The organism is Streptomyces sp. PSU-S4-23, assembly GCF_055632315.1.
In genome coordinates this window covers 621,723-639,622 of sequence record NZ_JBVMUU010000002.1, presented here as the reverse complement: position 1 = coordinate 639,622, position 17,900 = coordinate 621,723, and the positions used below count along the sequence as shown (strand labels likewise).

Annotated in this window: 15 protein-coding genes; 8 read left to right on the top strand and 7 right to left on the bottom strand. The window is 73.6% G+C overall.

Features of this window, described 5'->3' with window-relative positions; translation table 11 throughout:
- Nucleotides 1-122 precede the first annotated feature (122 nt).
- From ACZ79I_RS03635 to narI, 6 genes are all read left to right on the top strand, one after another.
- A complete protein-coding gene (locus tag ACZ79I_RS03635; protein ID WP_471493994.1) occupies nucleotides 123-1,370 on the top strand; it encodes a nitrate/nitrite transporter in 1,248 nt (415 codons plus the stop codon).
- A gap of 18 nt (nucleotides 1,371-1,388) precedes the next feature.
- Nucleotides 1,389-1,874, top strand: coding sequence for a hemerythrin domain-containing protein (locus tag ACZ79I_RS03630; RefSeq protein ID WP_471493992.1), 486 nt, complete (start codon nucleotides 1,389-1,391; stop codon nucleotides 1,872-1,874).
- A gap of 286 nt (nucleotides 1,875-2,160) precedes the next feature.
- The gene (locus tag ACZ79I_RS03625; protein ID WP_471504736.1) at nucleotides 2,161-5,838 is read left to right on the top strand and encodes a nitrate reductase subunit alpha; all 3,678 of its coding nucleotides are present in this window, start codon (nucleotides 2,161-2,163) and stop codon (nucleotides 5,836-5,838) included.
- Nucleotides 5,838-7,523 (top strand): nitrate reductase subunit beta, encoded by a 1,686-nt coding sequence (gene narH / locus ACZ79I_RS03620; protein ID WP_471493991.1) that lies wholly within the window; start codon nucleotides 5,838-5,840, stop codon nucleotides 7,521-7,523. Before ACZ79I_RS03625 ends, narH begins: the two co-directional genes overlap by 1 nt.
- The gene (narJ, locus tag ACZ79I_RS03615) at nucleotides 7,520-8,218 is read left to right on the top strand and encodes a nitrate reductase molybdenum cofactor assembly chaperone (protein ID WP_471493989.1); all 699 of its coding nucleotides are present in this window, start codon (nucleotides 7,520-7,522) and stop codon (nucleotides 8,216-8,218) included. Before narH ends, narJ begins: the two co-directional genes overlap by 4 nt.
- Nucleotides 8,215-8,982, top strand: coding sequence for a respiratory nitrate reductase subunit gamma (narI, locus tag ACZ79I_RS03610; RefSeq protein WP_471493988.1), 768 nt, complete (start codon nucleotides 8,215-8,217; stop codon nucleotides 8,980-8,982). Before narJ ends, narI begins: the two co-directional genes overlap by 4 nt.
- Nucleotides 8,983-9,045: 63 nt before the next feature.
- On the opposite strand, the gene ACZ79I_RS03605 is transcribed toward narI, so the two are convergent.
- The 7 genes from ACZ79I_RS03605 to ACZ79I_RS03575 form a co-directional block, all read right to left on the bottom strand.
- The gene (locus ACZ79I_RS03605) at nucleotides 9,046-10,782 is read right to left on the bottom strand and encodes a GAF domain-containing sensor histidine kinase (RefSeq protein WP_471493987.1); all 1,737 of its coding nucleotides are present in this window, start codon (nucleotides 10,780-10,782) and stop codon (nucleotides 9,046-9,048) included.
- A 79-nt stretch (nucleotides 10,783-10,861) separates the two neighbouring features.
- Nucleotides 10,862-12,247, bottom strand: a complete 1,386-nt coding sequence (locus ACZ79I_RS03600) for a Ni/Fe hydrogenase subunit alpha (protein ID WP_471493985.1) — start codon at nucleotides 12,245-12,247, stop codon at nucleotides 10,862-10,864.
- The gene (locus tag ACZ79I_RS03595; RefSeq protein WP_471493983.1) at nucleotides 12,244-13,035 is read right to left on the bottom strand and encodes an NADH-quinone oxidoreductase subunit B family protein; all 792 of its coding nucleotides are present in this window, start codon (nucleotides 13,033-13,035) and stop codon (nucleotides 12,244-12,246) included. Before ACZ79I_RS03595 ends, ACZ79I_RS03600 begins: the two co-directional genes overlap by 4 nt.
- A gap of 1 nt (nucleotide 13,036) precedes the next feature.
- On the bottom strand, nucleotides 13,037-13,843 hold the full coding sequence (locus ACZ79I_RS03590) for an FAD/NAD(P)-binding protein (RefSeq protein WP_471493981.1): 807 nt from the start codon (nucleotides 13,841-13,843) through the stop codon (nucleotides 13,037-13,039).
- The gene (locus ACZ79I_RS03585) at nucleotides 13,840-14,316 is read right to left on the bottom strand and encodes a cyclic nucleotide-binding domain-containing protein (protein ID WP_471493980.1); all 477 of its coding nucleotides are present in this window, start codon (nucleotides 14,314-14,316) and stop codon (nucleotides 13,840-13,842) included. Before ACZ79I_RS03585 ends, ACZ79I_RS03590 begins: the two co-directional genes overlap by 4 nt.
- Nucleotides 14,313-15,482: a 4Fe-4S dicluster domain-containing protein gene (locus ACZ79I_RS03580; protein ID WP_471493978.1), complete on the bottom strand. Its 1,170-nt coding sequence runs from the start codon at nucleotides 15,480-15,482 to the stop codon at nucleotides 14,313-14,315. Before ACZ79I_RS03580 ends, ACZ79I_RS03585 begins: the two co-directional genes overlap by 4 nt.
- A gap of 245 nt (nucleotides 15,483-15,727) precedes the next feature.
- Complete coding sequence (locus tag ACZ79I_RS03575) at nucleotides 15,728-16,246, bottom strand: hydrogenase maturation protease (protein WP_471493976.1); 519 nt, start codon at nucleotides 16,244-16,246, stop codon at nucleotides 15,728-15,730.
- A gap of 380 nt (nucleotides 16,247-16,626) precedes the next feature.
- On the opposite strand from ACZ79I_RS03575, the gene ACZ79I_RS03570 reads away from it, so the two are divergent.
- Complete coding sequence (locus ACZ79I_RS03570; RefSeq protein ID WP_471493975.1) at nucleotides 16,627-17,103, top strand: Hsp20/alpha crystallin family protein; 477 nt, start codon at nucleotides 16,627-16,629, stop codon at nucleotides 17,101-17,103.
- A 207-nt stretch (nucleotides 17,104-17,310) separates the two neighbouring features.
- Nucleotides 17,311-17,898, top strand: coding sequence for an Rv1733c family protein (locus ACZ79I_RS03565; protein WP_471493973.1), 588 nt, complete (start codon nucleotides 17,311-17,313; stop codon nucleotides 17,896-17,898).
- Nucleotides 17,899-17,900: the final 2 nt, after the last annotated feature.

Genomic DNA, 17,900 nt, shown 5'->3' with positions numbered 1-17,900 from the left:
CCCATGCCTGGACGGTGGCGCGGGACCGACAGTGGCAACGGGCTGCCGGCCAGAAGAGCGCACGCTCGCGGCTCCGGCGCGACGACCGCACCGCCCCCGCGCGACACGAAGGGATGGACCGCATGCTCCAGCCATCGAGGAACCCGAACGACGTCTCGGCCGGGGACGCGTCGGTGTCCGGCCGGGCCTGGCTGATGCTGACCCTGGCCACGGTGGGCTTCGCCGTGAACTTCTGGGCGTGGGCGCTGCTGAGCCCGCTCGGCCCGCGGTTCAAGGATTCCCTCGCGCTCACCTCGTTCGAGCAGTCGCTGCTGGTGGCGGTGCCCGTGGTGGTCGGCTCGCTGGGCCGCATCCCGGTGGGCGCGCTGACCGACCGGCTCGGCGGGCGGGTGATGTTCCCGGCGGTCTCGGCCGCGACCATCGTCCCGGTGCTCTACCTCGGCCTCGCCGGGCACTCGTCCCTGGCGGCCCTGCTGGCGGGCGGCTTCTTCCTCGGCATCGGCGGCACCGCGTTCGCCGTCGGGGTGCCCTTCGTCAACCAATGGTTCCCGCCCGAGCGGCGCGGCCTGGCCATCGGCATCTTCGGCGCCGGCATGGGCGGCACCGCGATCAGCGCGCTGACCACGGTCAAGCTGGTCGACGCGCACGGCATGGCGAACCCGTTCCTGATCACCGCCGGGGCGCTGGCGGCGTACGCGGTGATCGCCGCGCTGGTGCTGCGGGACGCACCCGGCCGCACGGTGCCGACCGAGCCGCTGCCGCGCCGCCTGGCCGACACCCTGCGCCTCGGCGTCACCTGGCAGGCGTCCGCGCTGTACGCGGTGACCTTCGGCGGCTATGTCGCCTTCTCCGTCTACCTGCCCACCTACCTGAAGAACGGCTACGGCCTCACCCAGGCGGACGCGGCCAACCGGATGGCGGGCTTCGTGCTGCTGGCGGTGCTCATGCGGCCGGTGGGCGGCTGGCTGTCGGACCGCATGGGCCCGGTGCGGGTGCTGGGCGGGGCGCTGGCCGTGGTGCTGGCCGGGGCCTTCGTGCAGTCGCTGACGCCGTCGCTGGTGCCGGTGGGCACGATCGCCTTCCTGGCGATGGCGGCGGCCCTGGGCGCCGGCAGCGGCGCGGTGTTCGCCCTGGTGGCGCTGCTCGCCCCCGCGAACCGGGTCGGCTCGGTCACCGGGGTCGTCGGCGCCGCCGGCGGTCTGGGCGGGTTCGTTCCGCCCCTGGTGATGGGTTCGCTCTACGGCGCCTACGGCTCCTATGCGATCGGCCTGGTCCTGCTGGGCGTGGTCGCGGCGGCCGCCCTGACGTTCACCGGCACCGGTGTGCGGCACTCGGTCGGCCGGCAGATGCCCGCCGCCTCCTCGCACTGAGCAGGAAGGGAGCCCGAGATGTGCGAGTACTGCGGCTGCCAGTCGCTGGCGTCGATTGCCGATCTGACCCGTGAGCACGACGCCGTCGTGACCCTCGTCAGCCATGTCCGGGACGCCGGCCGCGAGGGCGACATCGCCCGCATGGCCGAACTGGCCCGGACCATCGCCGCCGTGCTGGCCCCGCACACACAGGTGGAGGAACACGGGCTGTTCCCCGCGATGGCCGAGGAGTTCCCCGACCACATCGCCGCCCTGGAGGACGAGCACCGCCGGATCGAGGCCGTGCTCGCCGAGGCCGCGGACGGCCCGCCCGCGGACGCCGGCTGGCCGGAGCGGTTGCTGGACGCGCTGGCCCTGCTGCGCGAGCACATCCTGAAGGAGCAGGACGGTGTCTTCCCCGCCGCCCTGGCGTCCTTGAGCACACAGCAGTGGGAGGCCGTGGACGCGGTGCGCGCCCGTGTCGGCAGCCGTGTGCCGCAGCCCTCGCCCTCGCCCTCGCCCTGACCGGCGGCCGCCCCGTCCTCGTCCGTTCGCCCGGCGCGGTCCGCCCGCCGGGCGAACGCCTGTCGGGCGAGCCGGGTGCCGGGCGCGGCCGCCGGGTGGGTTCCGTGCCACGAGGGACGCCGGATGCCGACGTCGACACTTGAGGCGCCCAGGGGAATGACGTTTCCTGAAGGTGGTACCCCAACGACCATCCGGTGGGACGACGAGGCCCGGGAAGGGGCGGCGCACTGTGGCCACGGAGAGCGAAGCGACGTCGGGGAGGAAGCGCGGAGGGCGGCCGCCGGGGCTGGACGGCGAGGTGGCCGAGGCGCTGGTGCGCTCGCGGAGGTTCTTCACCCGGGCAGACGTCTCCGACGACCTGAGGGCGCTGTACAAGACCGGCGGACGGCAGGCGGACGCCTTCTACCGGGACCGCTGGTCGCACGACAAGGTGGTCCGCTCCACGCACGGGGTGAACTGCACGGGTTCGTGCTCGTGGAAGGTGTACGTCAAGGACGGCATCATCACCTGGGAGTCGCAGCAGACCGACTACCCCTCCGTCGGCCCGGACCGGCCGGAGTACGAGCCGCGCGGCTGCCCGCGCGGCGCCGCCTTCTCCTGGTACACGTACTCGCCGACCCGCGTGCGCTATCCGTATGTGCGCGGGGTGCTGCTGCAGATGTACCGGGAGGCCAAGGCCAGGCTCGGGGATCCGGTCGCGGCCTGGGCGGAGATCGTGTCCGACCCCGAGCGCGCCCGGCGCTACAAGGCCGCCCGGGGCAAGGGCGGGCTGGTACGGGCGAGTTGGGACGAGGCGGTGGAGCTGGTGGCCGCCGCGCATGTGCACACCGTCAAGACCTACGGCCCGGACCGGCTGGCCGGGTTCTCGCCGATCCCCGCGATGTCGATGGTCTCGCACGCGGCCGGGGCCCGCTTCTACGCGCTGCTCGGCGGCGTCATGCTCTCCTTCTACGACTGGTACGCCGACCTCCCGGTGGCCTCGCCGCAGGTGTTCGGCGACCAGACCGACGTACCGGAGTCCGGCGACTGGTGGGACGCCGGCTACCTGATCATGTGGGGGTCGAACCTGCCGGTCACCCGCACCCCGGACGCGCACTGGATGACCGAGGCCCGCTACCGCGGACAGAAGGTCGTCGCGGTCTCCCCCGACTACGCCGACAACGTGAAGTTCGCCGACGAGTGGCTCCCCGCCCGGCCCGGCACCGACGGCGCCCTCGCCATGGCCATGGGGCACGTCGTCCTCAAGGAGTTCTTCGTCGGCCGGCGCACCCCCTACTTCGAGGACTACGCCAAGCGGTACACGGATCTGCCGTTCCTGGTCGCCCTGGACGAGCGCGAGCCGGGCACGTACACGCCGGGGAAGTTCCTGACCGCCGCCGACCTCGGGGGCGAGCACGCGGCGGCCGAGCACGCGGAGTTCCGCACGGTCCTGCTGGACGCCGCCACCGGCCGGCCCGTGGTGCCGAACGGCACCCTCGGCGACCGCTTCGGCGAGAGCGGCGCCGGGAAGTGGAACCTGGACCTGGGCGACACCGACCCACTGCTGTCCGCCGACGCCGGCGGCGAGGAGCCGGTGGTGGTGGAACTGCCCCGGTTCGACGCCCCGGACGGCAGCGCGGGGCGGCTGCGGCGCGGCGTGCCGGTGCGGCGTGTGGCCGGGCGGCTGGTGACGACCGTCTTCGATCTGCTCCTGGCCCAGTACGGAGTGGCCCGCCCCGGGCTCCCCGGGCAGTGGCCCACGGACTACGACGACGCGAGCGAGCCGTACACCCCGGCCTGGCAGGAGGCGATCACCGGCGTGGACGCGGGCCGGGCGGCGCGCATCGCGCGGGAGTTCGCGGCCAACGCCGAGGAGTCCCGCGGCCGCTCGATGATCATCATGGGGGCGGGGGCGAACCACTGGTTCCACTCCGACACCATCTACCGGGCGTTCCTGACCCTGACCACGCTGACCGGCTGCCAGGGCGTCAACGGCGGCGGCTGGGCGCACTACGTGGGCCAGGAGAAGGTGCGTCCCCTCACCGGCTACACGGCCCTCGCCACGGCCTCGGACTGGCACCGCCCGGCCCGGCAGATGATCCAGACCGCGTACTGGTACCTGCACAGCGACCAGTTCCGCTACGACCCCTTCTCCGCAGGCACGCTCGCCGCGGCCGGCTCCGGCGGCCCGTTCGAGGGAAAGGCCACCGCCGATGTGATCGCCGCCTCCGCGCGCATGGGCTGGATGCCCTCGTACCCGACCTTCGACCGCAACCCCCTCGACCTCGCCGACGAGGCCGAGGCCGCGGGCCGCGACGTCGGCGAGCACGTGGTGGAGGAACTGCGCGCCGGCAGGCTGCGCTTCGCGGGCGAGGACCCGGACGCCCCGGAGAACTTCCCCCGCGTGCTGACGATATGGCGGGCCAACCTGCTGGGCTCCTCCGCCAAGGGCAACGAGTACTTCCTCAAGCACCTGCTGGGCACCGACTCCGCGGTCCGCGCCACCGAGGCCCCGCCCGAGGCCCGGCCGCGCGAGGTGGTGTGGCGTGAGGAGGCCCCCACCGGCAAGCTCGACCTGCTGCTGACGCTGGACTTCCGCATGACCAGCACCACGGTCTTCTCGGACGTGGTGCTGCCCGCGGCGACCTGGTACGAGAAGCACGACCTGTCGAGCACGGACATGCACCCCTTCGTGCACGCCTTCAACCCGGCGATCGCCCCGCCCTGGCAGACCCGCACCGACTGGGACGCCTTCCACACCCTCGCCCGGGAGTTCAGCCGCCTGGCCGCCGGGCATCTCGGGGTGCGCCGGGACGTGGTGGCCGCCCCGCTGCTGCACGACACACCCGACGAACTGGCCACCCCGCACGGCCGGGTCCGCGACTGGAAGGCCGGCGAGTGCGAACCCGTACCCGGCCGCACCATGCCGAAACTGATCCCCGTGGAGCGCGACTACGGCGCCGTGGCCGCCAAGATGGCCGCGCTCGGCCCGCTGCTCGACACGCTCGGCGCCACCACCAAGGGCGTCACCTTCCGCGTCGACCGGGAGCTTGAGTACCTGCGCCACAAGAACGGCACCGTGCGCGGGGGCGCGGCCGACGGGCGCCCCTCGCTCGCCCGGGACGTCCACGCCTGCGAGGCGATCCTGGCCCTGTCCGGCACCACCAACGGCCATCTGGCCACCCAGGGCTTCCGGGCACTGGAGGCACGCACCGGCACCCGGCTCGCGGACCTGGCCGCGGAGCACGAGGGCAGGCAGATCACCTTCGCCGACACCCAGGCCGCCCCCGTCCCGGTCATCACGTCCCCCGAGTGGTCCGGCTCCGAGACGGGCGGGCGGCGGTACTCGCCGTTCACCGTCAACCTCGAACGCCTCAAGCCCTGGCACACCCTCACCGGACGGCAGCACTTCTACCTCGACCACGACTGGATCACCGCGCTCGGCGAGCACCTGCCCGTCTACCGGCCCCCGTTGGACATGCACGCCCTCTTCGACGAGCCCCGTGTCGGCGAGACGGGCGAACTCGGCCTCACCGTCCGCTATCTGACGCCCCACAACAAGTGGTCCATCCACTCCGAGTACCAGGACAACCTGTTCATGCTCTCCCTCTCCCGGGGAGGGCCCACCATCTGGATGAGCACCGCCGACGCGGCCAGGATCGGCGTCCGCGACAACGACTGGATCGAGGCGGTCAACCGCAACGGCGTGGTCGCCGCCCGCGCCGTCGTCTCGCACCGCATGCCCGAGGGCACCGTCTACATGCACCACGCCCAGGACCGGCTCATCGACGTGCCGCGCACCGAGACCACCGGCCGGCGCGGCGGCATCCACAACTCCCTCACCAGGCTGCTGATCAAACCGAGCCATCTGATCGGCGGCTACGCCCAGCTGTCCTACGCGTTCAACTACCTGGGCCCCACCGGAAACCAGCGCGACGAGATCACCGTCATCCGCCGCCGCAGCGACCAGGAGGTGACGTACTGATGAGGGTGATGGCCCAGATGGCGATGGTGATGAACCTCGACAAGTGCATCGGCTGCCACACCTGCTCGGTCACCTGCAAACAGGCGTGGACCAACCGCACCGGCGTCGAATACGTGTGGTTCAACAACGTCGAGACCCGTCCCGGACAGGGCTATCCCCGCCGGTACGAGGACCAGGACACCTGGCAGGGCGGCTGGACCCTCACCAAGCGCGGCCGCCTCACGCTCAAGGCGGGCGGCCGCTTCAAGAAGCTCATCAGCATCTTCGCCAACCCCAGACTCCCCTCGCTCGACGACTACTACGAGCCCTGGACCTACGACTACGAGACGCTGACCGACGCCCCGCTGCAGGAGCACACCCCCGTCGCCCGCCCCAAGTCGCTGATCTCCGGCAAGGACATGAAGATCTCCTGGTCGGCCAACTGGGACGACAGCCTGGGCGGCTCCGCCGAGCACGGCGACAAGGACGTGCTGCTGGCCGAGGTCTCACAGAAGATCAGGCTGGAGTTCGAGCAGACGTTCCTGTTCTATCTGCCGCGCATCTGCGAGCACTGCCTCAATCCCTCCTGCGCCGCCTCCTGCCCCTCCGGGGCGATCTACAAGCGGACCGAGGACGGGATCGTGCTGGTCGACCAGGACCGCTGCCGCGGCTGGCGGATGTGCGTCACGGGCTGCCCGTACAAGAAGGTGTACTTCAACCACCGCACCGGCAAGGCGGAGAAGTGCACGTTCTGCTTCCCGCGCGTCGAGGTCGGGCTGCCCACCGTGTGCTCCGAGACCTGCGTCGGCCGGCTGCGCTACATCGGCCTGGTCCTCTACGACGCCGACAAGGTGCTGCAGGCCGCCTCCACGCCCGACCCCAAGGACCTGTACGCCGCCCAGCGCGAGGTCTTCCTCGACCCCCACGACCCGCACGTCGTCGCACAGGCCGAGCGCGCGGGCATCCCCCGGGACTGGATCCAGGCCGCCCAGCGCTCCCCGGTCCACTCCCTCATCACCACCTACCGCGTGGCCCTGCCCCTGCACCCGGAGTACCGCACCCTGCCGATGGTCTGGTACATCCCGCCCCTGTCCCCGGTGGTCGACGCCGTCCGCGACACCGGTCACGACGCCGAGGACCACCGCAATCTCTTCGCGGCCGTCGACGCCCTGCGCATCCCCGTCGACTACCTCGCCCAGCTGTTCACCGCGGGCGACCCCGCCCCCGTCGACGCCGTGCTGCGCCGCCTGGCCGCCATGCGCTCCTACATGCGCGACATCAACCTGGGCCGCGAACCGGACGACACCGTCCCGGCCGCCGTGGACATGACCGGCGAGCAGCTCTACGACATGTACCGGCTGCTGGCGCTGGCCAAGTACGACGAGCGCTACGTGATTCCGCCGGCGCACGCGGAACAGGCCCACCGGCTCGAAGAACTCGCCACCGAGTGCAGCCTCGACTACGAGGGCGGCCCCGGCATGGGCGGCTCCGGCCCGTTCGGAGAGACCTCGGGCGGCGCGACGCCGATCGCGGTGGAGACCTACCGGGCCCTGCGCGACCGGCAGACCTCCGACACCTCCGCGGCCCCCGCCGACAAGGCCACCCGCGTCAACCTGCTCAACTGGGACGGCAAGGGGACGCCCCCCGGGCTGTTCCCGTCCGCGCGCGGTGACGACGACCGTGAGGACGGCGAGCCGACGCCATGAAGAGGACGAAGAAGAGGACGAAGACGGACAGGAGCACGAAGAACGCGACCGCCGCCCCGGCGCGCGGCCGGCCCTGGCACCCGCACGCCTGGCAGACCCAGTCCCTCCTCCTGGCCTACCCCGACGAGCAGTTGCCCTCCCGCCTCGTCCTGGCCCGGCAGGTCGCCGGCCATCTCCCCGACCCGGTCGGCCGCCCCCTGCTGGACTTCGCCGCCCACGCCGGGACGGCCGCCCCGGCCGAACTGGCCGCCGCCTACGTGGCCACGTTCGACCACCGCAAACGCTGCTGCCCGTACCTGACCTACTACGCCCACGGCGACACCCGCAAACGCGGCCTCGCCCTGCTGCGCCTGAAGCAGACCTACGCCGCCGCGGGCTGGCGCCTGACGGACGGCGAACTGCCCGACCACCTCGCGGTCGTCCTCGAATTCGCCGCCGCCGACCCGGACGCCGGACACCGCTTGCTCGGCGAACACCGCGCCGGCCTGGAACTGCTGCGCCTCGCCCTGCACGACGAGGACTCGCCCTGGGCGTCCGTGCTGGAGTCCGTCTCCGCCACCCTGCCCCCGCTCGCCGGCGACGAACGCGCCGCCGTCGCACGCCTCGCCGCACAAGGCCCGCCCGAGGAAGAGGTCGGCCTCGCCCCCTACCCGTCCGCGCTGTTCCCGCCCCACCCGGCAGGAGATGCCCGATGACCGCATCCGCACAGCCCGTCACCGCCGCCGCGCAGACCGGCACCGGCGCCGTCCTGCTGTGGGTCGTGCTGCCGTACCTCGCCATCGCGTTCTTCGTCCTCGGCCACCTCTGGCGCTACCGCTACGACAAGTTCGGCTGGACCACCCGCTCCTCCCAGCTCTACGAGAACCGCATGCTGCGCATCGGAAGCCCGCTGTTCCACTTCGGCATCCTCGTCGTGCTGCTCGGCCACATCGGCGGCCTGGTCGTCCCCAAGAGCTGGACCGAGGCGGCCGGTGTCAGCGAGGACGCCTACCACGTCACCGCGGTCACCCTCGGCACGATCGCCGGCGTGTGCACCCTGGGCGGCCTGGCCATCCTCGTCTACCGGCGCCGCACCGTCGGCCCGGTCTTCTCCGTCACCACCCGCAACGACAAGGCGATGTACCTCTCGCTCACCGTGACCATCCTCCTGGGTCTCGCGGCCACGGTCGCCGCGAACCTGCTCGGCGGGGGCTACGACTACCGCGAGACCATCTCCGTGTGGTTCCGCAGCATCTTCCTCTTCCAGCCCGCACCGAACCGGATGGCCGGGGCCCCGCTGCTGTTCCAGCTCCACGCCGTCAGCGCCATGCTGCTCTTCGCCGCCTGGCCGTTCACCCGCCTGGTCCACATGCTGACCGCGCCGGTCGGCTACCTCACCCGCCCCTACATCGTCTACCGCAGCCGCGACACCCAGCTCGGCGCCCGGGCCCCCCGCCGCGGCTGGGAGCGCATCGGATGACCGGGCCGGCCCCGCGCGCGGGACGCACCGCCGTTGCGGCGCGCCGGCCCGGTGCCGCGCCTGTCACGCCGGAGCGGGCAGCGGAACGAGCCACTCGAGCACGGTGCCGGTCGGCTCGTTCGGGCTGAGGGTGAACGTGCCGCCGAGTTCCTCGGCGCGGCGCTCCAGGTTGGCCAGGCCGCTGCGCCGGGTGACGCCGGGGTCGATGCCGCTGCCGTTGTCGGCCACTTTCAGCCGCAGGCTGGCCCGGGTGGCCTCGACGATGATGTCGACCGCCCCGGCGTGGGCGTGCCGGGCCGCGTTGGACAGCGCCTCGCCCAGCACGGCCACCAGGTGCTCGGCGTACTCCGCGGGCACGTTGGTGTCCAGCAGCCCGGTCATACGCAGCGCCGGGGAGAAGCCGAGGGCTTCGGCGGCCCGCTCGGTCACCGTCACCAGCCGGCCGCGCAGCCCGCCGCCCCGGGCGCGGTCGCTCTCCCGCAGGGCGTAGATGGTGGAGCGGATGACCTTGATGGTGTCGTCCAGGTCGTCCACGACCCGCTGGATCCGCTCGCTCACCTGCGGCCGGTCGTCGACCCGGCCGAGCGTGGACTGCAGGGACAGGGCCCCGGCGAACAGCCGCTGGATCACCAGGTCGTGCAGGTCGCGGGCGATCCGGTCGCGGTCGTGCAGCACCAGCATGTGCTCTGCGTCCCGCCGGTGCTCGGCCACCTCCAGGGTCAGCGCCGCCTGGTTGCCGAACCCCGTGATCATGTCGACCACGGCGTCCGAGAACACCGGGCGGTCCGGCACGTTCGCCACCAGCAGGACCCCGCGCATGTGGTCGCGGGTGCCGAGCGGCACGAAGAACCCCGGGCCCAGCTCCACCACCGAGGCGCTGCCGCCCTCGGCGCGCGGGTCGGCGCTCACCGCCTCGGTGGTGATGGTCTCGCCGGAGGCGAAGACCTTCGCGGCCAGCGTCGTGGAGGGCAGTACCAGGCCCCGTACGTCGTCGGAGCGTGTGCCGGAGGCGACCTCGACGACCAGTTCACCGCTGTCGCCTATGGGCACCGCCAGGGTGACCAGGTCGGCCGCGGCCAGCTCGCGTACCCGCGCGACGACCGACTCCAGCACCTCGGCGGGCTCCCGGCCCGACAGCAGGCTGCGGGTCAGTTCGTCGCTCGCCGCCAGCCACCGCTGCCTGCGGCGGGCGTCGTCGTACAGCCGAGCGTTGTCGATGGCCACGCCGGCCGCCGCGGCCAGGGTGCGCAGCACCGCCTCGTCGTCGGCGCCGAATCCGGCGCCGCCCTGCTTGTTGGTCAGGTAGAGGTTGCCGAACACCTGGTCGCGCACCCGGATCGGGGCGCCGAGGAAGCTGGTCATCGGCGGGTGCCCGGGAGGGAAGCCGGTGGACGCCGGATGCTCGGCCAGGTTCGTCAGGCGCAGCGGCTCCGGGTGGCGGATCAGCAGCCCCAGGATGCCCTCGCCGCGCGGGTAGTGCCCGATCCGGGACACCGTCTCGTCGCCGATGCCGACCGTGATGAACTGCTTGATCGTGCCTTCCTCGCCCAGCACGCCCAGCGCCCCGTACTCGGCGTCGACGAGGGCGACCGCCGACTCCACGAGGCGGTGCAGCACCACTTCCAGATCCAGGTCCGAGCCGACGGCCAGCACCGCGTCCAGGAGGGTGTGCATCCTGTCCCGGGCCGCACGGACCTGCTGGACCTGGTCCTGCAGACCGTCCAGCAGCTCGTCCAGCCGCAGCTGGGGGTGCGCTCCGGGCGTACCGGTGTCGCCCGGCCCTTGCGCCCGTTCTTCCACCACAGCTCCCCTCGCCCTCTCCTCGGACTACTTTCAGGATGCCCGAGGGGGTGGCCGCTCGCGAAACCGCACCCCCGGTTCATCGGCCGAGGTCGCAGTCGTGTTGGATGTCGAGGTCGAGGAAGTGCGCGGAGCACGAGATGCACGGGTCGTGGTTGCGCACGGCGCGTTCGCACAGATGGGCGAGATCGGCATCGGACACCGGCCCGCTCGCCAGGGCGGCCTGGACGAGAACGCGCAGGTCGTCCTCGATGGCGCCCTGGTTCTGGGCCGTGGGCGGCACAAGACAGGCGTGTGTGATCCGGCCCTCGCCGTCGAGCGCGTAGCGGTGGTAGAGCAGCCCGCGCGGCGCCTCGGTGGCACCGTGGCCGACGCCCGCCCGCGCGGGCACCTCCACGTGCGGGCGCTCCGGTGGCTCGTACCCGTCGATGATGCGGAGGGCCTCCTCGACGGCGTAGAGGACCTCGACGGCGCGTACGAGGATGCTGCGGTAGGGGTTGGCGCACACCTCACCGCGCACGCCGGCCCCGGCGAAGCGGATCAGCGGGGGCTCCGGCAGCCCGGCCTCCCGCGCGGCCTGGAGCGCCGTCGGCGAGAGCAGGTGGCCGCTGACCGCGTAGCGGGCGAGGGAGCCGGTGAGGTGTCTGCGGCCGTCCAGCCGGGAGTGGAGCGCGGTGGAGTGCGGCACCTGTTCCTCGACGACGTGGCCGGGGAAGTCGCGCAGCGCGAAGCTGCGGGGCGGGAGCGTCGCGTCGGCGGGGAGCACGGTGGGCCGGCCCGACTCGATGGCGTAGGTGCCCGGCTCCGCTAGGGCGAACAGGTCCGCGTCGCACGCGGCGTCGGGGAAGTCGAAGCCGGAGACCCAGCGCACGGTGTCCCAGGCGTCGTCGAGGGCGATGCGCAGGCGCTCCGCCAGAGGGCGCAGTTCGGAGCGGGTGGGCGCTCGGTGGAAGCCGCCGAGGCGGACGTTGACGGGGTGGATCGACCGACCGCCGAGCAGCTCGATCACGGCGTTGCCCGCCTGTTTCAGCCGCAGCCCGCGCTCGACGTGGGCACGGTGGGTGCGCGCCATGGCGATCAGGTCGTCGTACCCGAGGAAGTCCGGAGCGTGCAGCAGATGGATGTGGAGGGTCTGGCTCTCGATCCACTCGCCGCAGTACAGGAGGCGGCGCAGGGCGGCCACCGGGCCCTGGACGACGACCCCGCACGCGTCCTCGACGGCCCGGCAGGCGCTCAGCTGGTAGGCCACGGGACAGATCCCGCAGATGCGCGAGGTGATGTCCACGGGCTCGGTGTGCGCGCGGCCCCGGAGGAAGGCCTCGAAGAACCGCGGGGGCTCGTAGATCTTCAGCCGGGCCTCGGTGACGGTTCCGTCGTGGACCCTCAGGTGCAGCGCCGCCTCGCCCTCGACGCGCGTGAGCGCCGGGACGCGGACGACTCGGGATGAGGCGGAGGGCTCGGTCACGGCAGGTCCTTCTCCTCGGCCGCGGTGAAGGCGGTGACGTTGAAGGTGTGCAGGAAACGCCCGACGTCCTCGTCGCTCATCCCGTCCCGGCGCAGCACCGGGACCAGGGCGCCGAGATTCGTGGTCCCGGCGGGGCCGAAGCAGCCGTAGCAGCCGCGCCCGTAGGCGGGGCACAGGGCCCCGCACCCGGCGTGGGTGACCGGGCCGAGACAGGGCGTGCCGTGTGCGACGAGGACGCAGACGGTGCCGCGCTGCTTGCAGGAGAAGCAGACACTGTGGTCCGGGATGCCCGGTCTGCGGCCGGCGAGGAAGGCGGTGATCACCTCCAGGAGCTGGGTGCGGTCGATGGGGCAGCCGCGCAGCTCGAAGTCGACGGGCACGTGGGCGGACGGCGGGGTGGAGTCGGCGAGGGTCTCGATGTAGTCGGGGCGGGCGTAGACCGTCTCCAGGTACTCCGTCACGTCGGCGTGGTTCCGCAGCGCCTGGATACCTCCGGCGGTCGCGCAGGCACCGATGGTGACGAGGAAGCGGGACTCGGCGCGGATGCGCCGGATCCGTTCCAGGTGCTCGGGGGTGGAGATCGAGCCGTCGACGAGCGCCAGGTCGTACGGTCCCGGCGCGACATCGCTGGACGCCTCCAGGAAGTGGGCGATCTCCACCTCGGCGGCCAGGCCCAGCAACTCGTCCTCGCAGTCGAGGAGGGTCAGCTGGCAGCCGTCGCACGAGGCGAACTTGAACACGCCGAGCCGGGGGCGGGCACGCCCGGGAGACGGGGCGGGGTCGGTCATCTCACAGCTCCCGTACGGTCAGCAGCGGCTCGGCCAGGTCGTAGCCGACGACGGGGCCGTCACGGCACAGCAGCAGAGGCCCGAGCTGGCAGTGGCCGCAGTGGCCGGTGGCGCAGCGCATGTTGCGCTCCAGGGAGATCCGGACGCGGCCGGCGGCCACGCCCCGGTGGGTCAGCTGGCGGCCTGCGGCGCGGATCATGACCTCCGGGCCGCACACGAACGCCGAGGTGCGTGCCGGGGCGAAGTGCGCCTCGTCGAGCAGCGTGGTCACCACTCCGACCCGGCCGGTCCAGCCGTCCGCGGGCCGGTCGACCGTGACGGCGCCGAACGGCCGGCGCCAGGCCGGGAGCTCCTCCCGGTACAGCAGGTCCTCGGGTGTCCGGGCCCCGACGAGGACGTTCAGACGCCCGTAGGCGCCGGGCTCGGCCAGGACGGCGTGGATCAGGGGGCGCAGCGGGGCGAGCCCGATGCCTCCGCCGACGACGAGCAGGTCGTGGCCTCGGGCGGCCGTCAGGTCCCAGCCGGTCCCGAACGGGCCGCGCACCCCGACCGAGGCGCCCACCCGCAGCCCGCACAGTGCTCGGGACACGGCGCCGACCGCGCGGACGGTGTGCGTGAGCCGGCCGTCCCCGGTCGTGCCGGACACCGAGACCGGGATCTCGCCGACACCGAACGCGTACAGCATGGCGAACTGGCCGGGCGCGAAGGGCCGCAGGGACGCGCCGGCCGGCTCCAGGACGAGCGTGACGGTGTCGGCCGTCTCCTCGTGCCGGCCCGTGACGCGGTGGGGGAGGGGGACCAGGGTCATGGCACCGGTCCGCCCCCCGGCGGCCCGTACAGGTCGAGCAGCCGTGTGCGCGTCGCGCGCAGCCGGTGTCCGATCGTCTCGGCGACGAGGGTGGCCAGCGCCAGGCCGAACTCCGGGTGGGCCGCGCTCAGGACGCGGACCGCGGCCGCCTCGAACTCCCAGGCGGTCACGGGAGTCCTGGTCTCGGCCCCGAGATGCCACTGGTGCGGCGGGCACAGCCACGACCAGCCGATGAGGCCGCCCGCGTCGACCGTCTCGACGACGGCGCGTCCACGGCCGGGAACATGGATGTCGAGGGCGACGGTGCCCGTGCGCAGGATCCAGAAGCGGTCGGCCTCCCCGCCCTCCTCGAACAGCCTGGCGGAGCCGGGGAAACGGACCTCGCGGGCGAGGTCCATGAGCCGCGCGCGATGCTCCGGCGGCAGCGCCGCGAGCAGGCCCGTCCGGGGGGCCGGGCCCGTGTACGAGGTCATGGCGAGGCCCTCTCCTCCGTGGCCTCCCGGTGCAGGGCGTGCGCCTCCTCGGTGAGGTCGATGCCGGTGGGGCACCAGACGATGCAGCGGCCGCAGCCGACGCATCCGGTACTGCCGAACTGGTCGTGCCAGGTGCCGATCTTGTGGGTGAGCCACTGGCGGTAGCGGCTGCGCCTGCCGGGCCGGACGGGACCGTCGTGCAGGAGGCTGAACTCCAGGTCGTAGCAGGAGTCCCAGCGGCGCCAGCGCTCGGCGTGGTCGCCGGTCAGGTCGCTGACGTCCTCGGTGGTGGTGCAGAAGCAGGTGGGGCACACCATGGTGCAGTTCCCGCAGCTCAGACAGCGGGAGGCGACGTCGTCCCAGCGGTCGGCCTCCAGGGTGTCGCGCATCAGGGCGCGCAGGTCGACGGGCGGCATGGACCGGCCCATGCGCTCGGCGGCCCCGCTCACCGCGTCGGCCGCCGCGGTGCGGGTGGCCTCGTCGGCGGCGCGCCGGGGGAGTTCGGCGAGCACGGCGGCGCCCTCCTCGCTCCCGCTGCGGCACAGGAAGCGGTGGCCGCCGCCGTCCAGCACCTCGGTGAGGGCGAGGTCGTACCCGGATTCCACGGCGGGCCCGGTGCCCATGGAGACGCAGAAACAGGTGGCACCCGGCTCCGTGCACTCGACCGCGATCAGGAAGGCCCCCGAACGGCGGGAGCCGTAGGCCGGATCCGCGTACCGGCCGCCGGTCATCACCCGGTCCAGGATCCGGATGGCGTGCAGATCGCAGGCCCGCACCCCGAGGAACGCGTACGACACGCGCGCGGGCTCCTCGGCGCGCACGGTCAGCTCGCCGTCGGTGCCGCGGTCGGCGGTCCACTGGCGTACCCGCTGCGGGTGCAGGAACGACTTCCACGACTGCGGCCCCGCGCTGTGCGCGAAGGCGGCCGGGTCCGTTCTCCGGCGGACCCGGTACCGTCCCGCCTCCAGCTCGACGCCCCAGCCGTGGGGCAGTTCGGCGGCGGAGTCCAGCTCGGCGAGGACGACGGCGCCGTCGCGTACGGTGGGGCCGATCACCGTGCGGCCGCGCCGCCTCAGCACCCGCACCAGCGCGTCGAGACCGTCGCGGCCGAGGACCGCCTCGGCCTGGTCGCCGACGGCCGCTGCGGCCTCCCCGGGGTCAGTCATCCTCGTTCCCCTCGATCCTGGTCCAGCGGGCCGGGACGTACCCGGGTGGCGGCGCGGCCCGCGGCGCCCGGAGCGGTGCGCGGGCGAACGCCGGCCACGCACAGCGTGTCAGGCGCGGGCGCCACCGGGTCCGACGCCGGTCCGGCGTGTCCCACGGGCGGTCCCACGGGCGGTCCCACGGGACGAGGCCCGGTCCGCCGATCGGGTGGCCGCGGCCCCGGGTGGTGCGGCCCCAGGCGGTCGCCTCACCCGTCGGGCCCGGGGTGCGGTGCGGCTCCGGCGTGTTGCACGACGTCCGCCTCGACGCGCTCCGCCACCGGCAGCAGCGACTCGGCCACCGAGGGCGTCAGACCCGTGCCCAGCGACCGGTCGGCTCCCTCGACGGCGTAGACGACGAGCCGGCCGGGGTGGCGCCCGAGGCAGTGGGCCAGGCGCAGCGTCTCGGCGAGACCGAGTCCGTGGGTGCTGTGCCGCCCCGCGGCGGGGCGCGGAAGGGCGCCCGGGGTGGGACACCACCGGTGGATCCGCCCCGGCCGTGCCGAAGCGGGGAAGCAGGCGTCGACGACGACCGCCAGGCCGGTGTTCTCCCACAGCCCGATCAGCCGGCCGGGGTCCCCGTCGCACTCCCGGACCTCGGTGCCCGGCGGCAGCGGCCGCGCCGCGGCCCGCTCCCGCACCAGCGCGGCCACGGCCCGCCCGACACCGTCGTCCCGCCGGAACGCGTTGCCGATCCCGATGACCACCGCGCCGACGAGTGCCGTCACCGGTCCCTCCTTCCGCTCCGTACGGTCCCTCCCGCGCCCCGGTGGCCGTCCCGCCCGCCCACGAGTGTGGCGGTCACGGGTGACGGGAGGTCACCACGGCGCGCAGGTCCGCCCGTCCGGCCCACGCCGGGCGCCGGGCGTCCGTCGTTGGTCCGGGCATGGCGGCACAGGCACACGCCGGGCGCACGGCGTACGCGGATCTGCGGGAGCACCTGAGGCGTGCCCTGGCACGCGGCGAGATCGCGTTCGTACGGCGTCTGGGGGTGAGTGCCGACGGCGGCGCGGGCGAGCGGGCCCCGGGGCCCGAGTCGCCCGGCACCCGGGCGGCGTGCACCATGGAAATTGACCCGAATGGCACACGTTCGCGGAGGTGACCCGCGATGACCCTGCCCGTACGACACCGGCCCGGCAGCCTGCTGGAGAGGTCGTTTCCGGCACGGGGACGGGGTGAACCGGCCGCCGCCGGGTTCGATGACCTGTTCGAGCGCATGAGCCGGCTGCTGGAGACCGCCGCCACCGCCCCGGGGACGTCGGCCTGGACACCCGCCGCAGAGATGCGGGAGACCGATGACGCGTACGTGATCGAGGCGGACCTGCCCGGCATCGGACGGGACGCCATCGACATCGAGATCAGTGAGCGGGAGCTGCGCATCACCGGCGAATGCGGGGAGCGCGAGCGAGAAGGCGTGCTGCGCCGCAGCACCCGCCGCACCGGGCGCTTCGCATACCGCGTCCTGCTGCCCGCCGACGTCAAGGCCGACGAGATCAGCGCGAGCCTCGGCGAGGGTGTGCTCACCGTCACCGCGCCCAAGGTGCGGGCCGCCGCGTCGCGGCACATCCGCATCACCGAGTCCTGACGGGCCGCGCCCGTCGCCTCACGACGCCGTCACACGGCAGCCGCCGGGCCGCCGTCCTCGCACGCCCCGAGCCGCCGTGCGACGGCCCTTCCTCGCCGTGGTGCCGCGCAGCCGCCGCCGACCGCCCCCCTCCTCCCGTGCCGGACGGTACGCGCGGGATCGGCGCCGGCGGTGCAGCTGCCCCGGGCCGGGACGGGAGGCCGCGTCATGCGGACACCGCATCTCCGGGGGCACCGTCCGGACAGCGTGCGCAACCCCCTCGAACGACCGTCGGACCGCCTGGAGCGGCGCCTTCGGCTGCTGCTGACGGCGCTGCTGGTGGTGGCGCTGCCCGCGGCGGCGTGGGTGGCCGGGAGCGCGACCCACCGCCACTACGGGCAGCTGCGCCAGGCGCAGCTCGCCGAACGGCATCCGGTCGCGGCGCGGCTGCTGTCCGATGCGCAGGCCGGCCTCGACCGCCCCGGCGGCGACATCGGCGCGCGGGCGCCGGTCCGGTGGAGCGACGCCGGGGGAGCCCATGTCGCGGTGGCCCCCGTGGCGTCCGGGGAGCGGAAGGGGGCCACGGTGGTCATCTGGCTGGACGCCGGTGGCCGGGTCACCGCGCCGCCCGTCACCCGCGATGTGAACACGACCGTGAGCGTCGGCGCGGGCCTTGCCGCCGCGACCGCCGTCGCGCTGGGCCTGGGCGGCGCCTGGAGGGGCGTCCGGCTGTCCCTGGACCGCCGCCGCCTCGCGCGGTGGGACCGCGAATGGGAACTCGTCGAACCCCGGTGGACCCGGCACCGCGGCCGCTGACG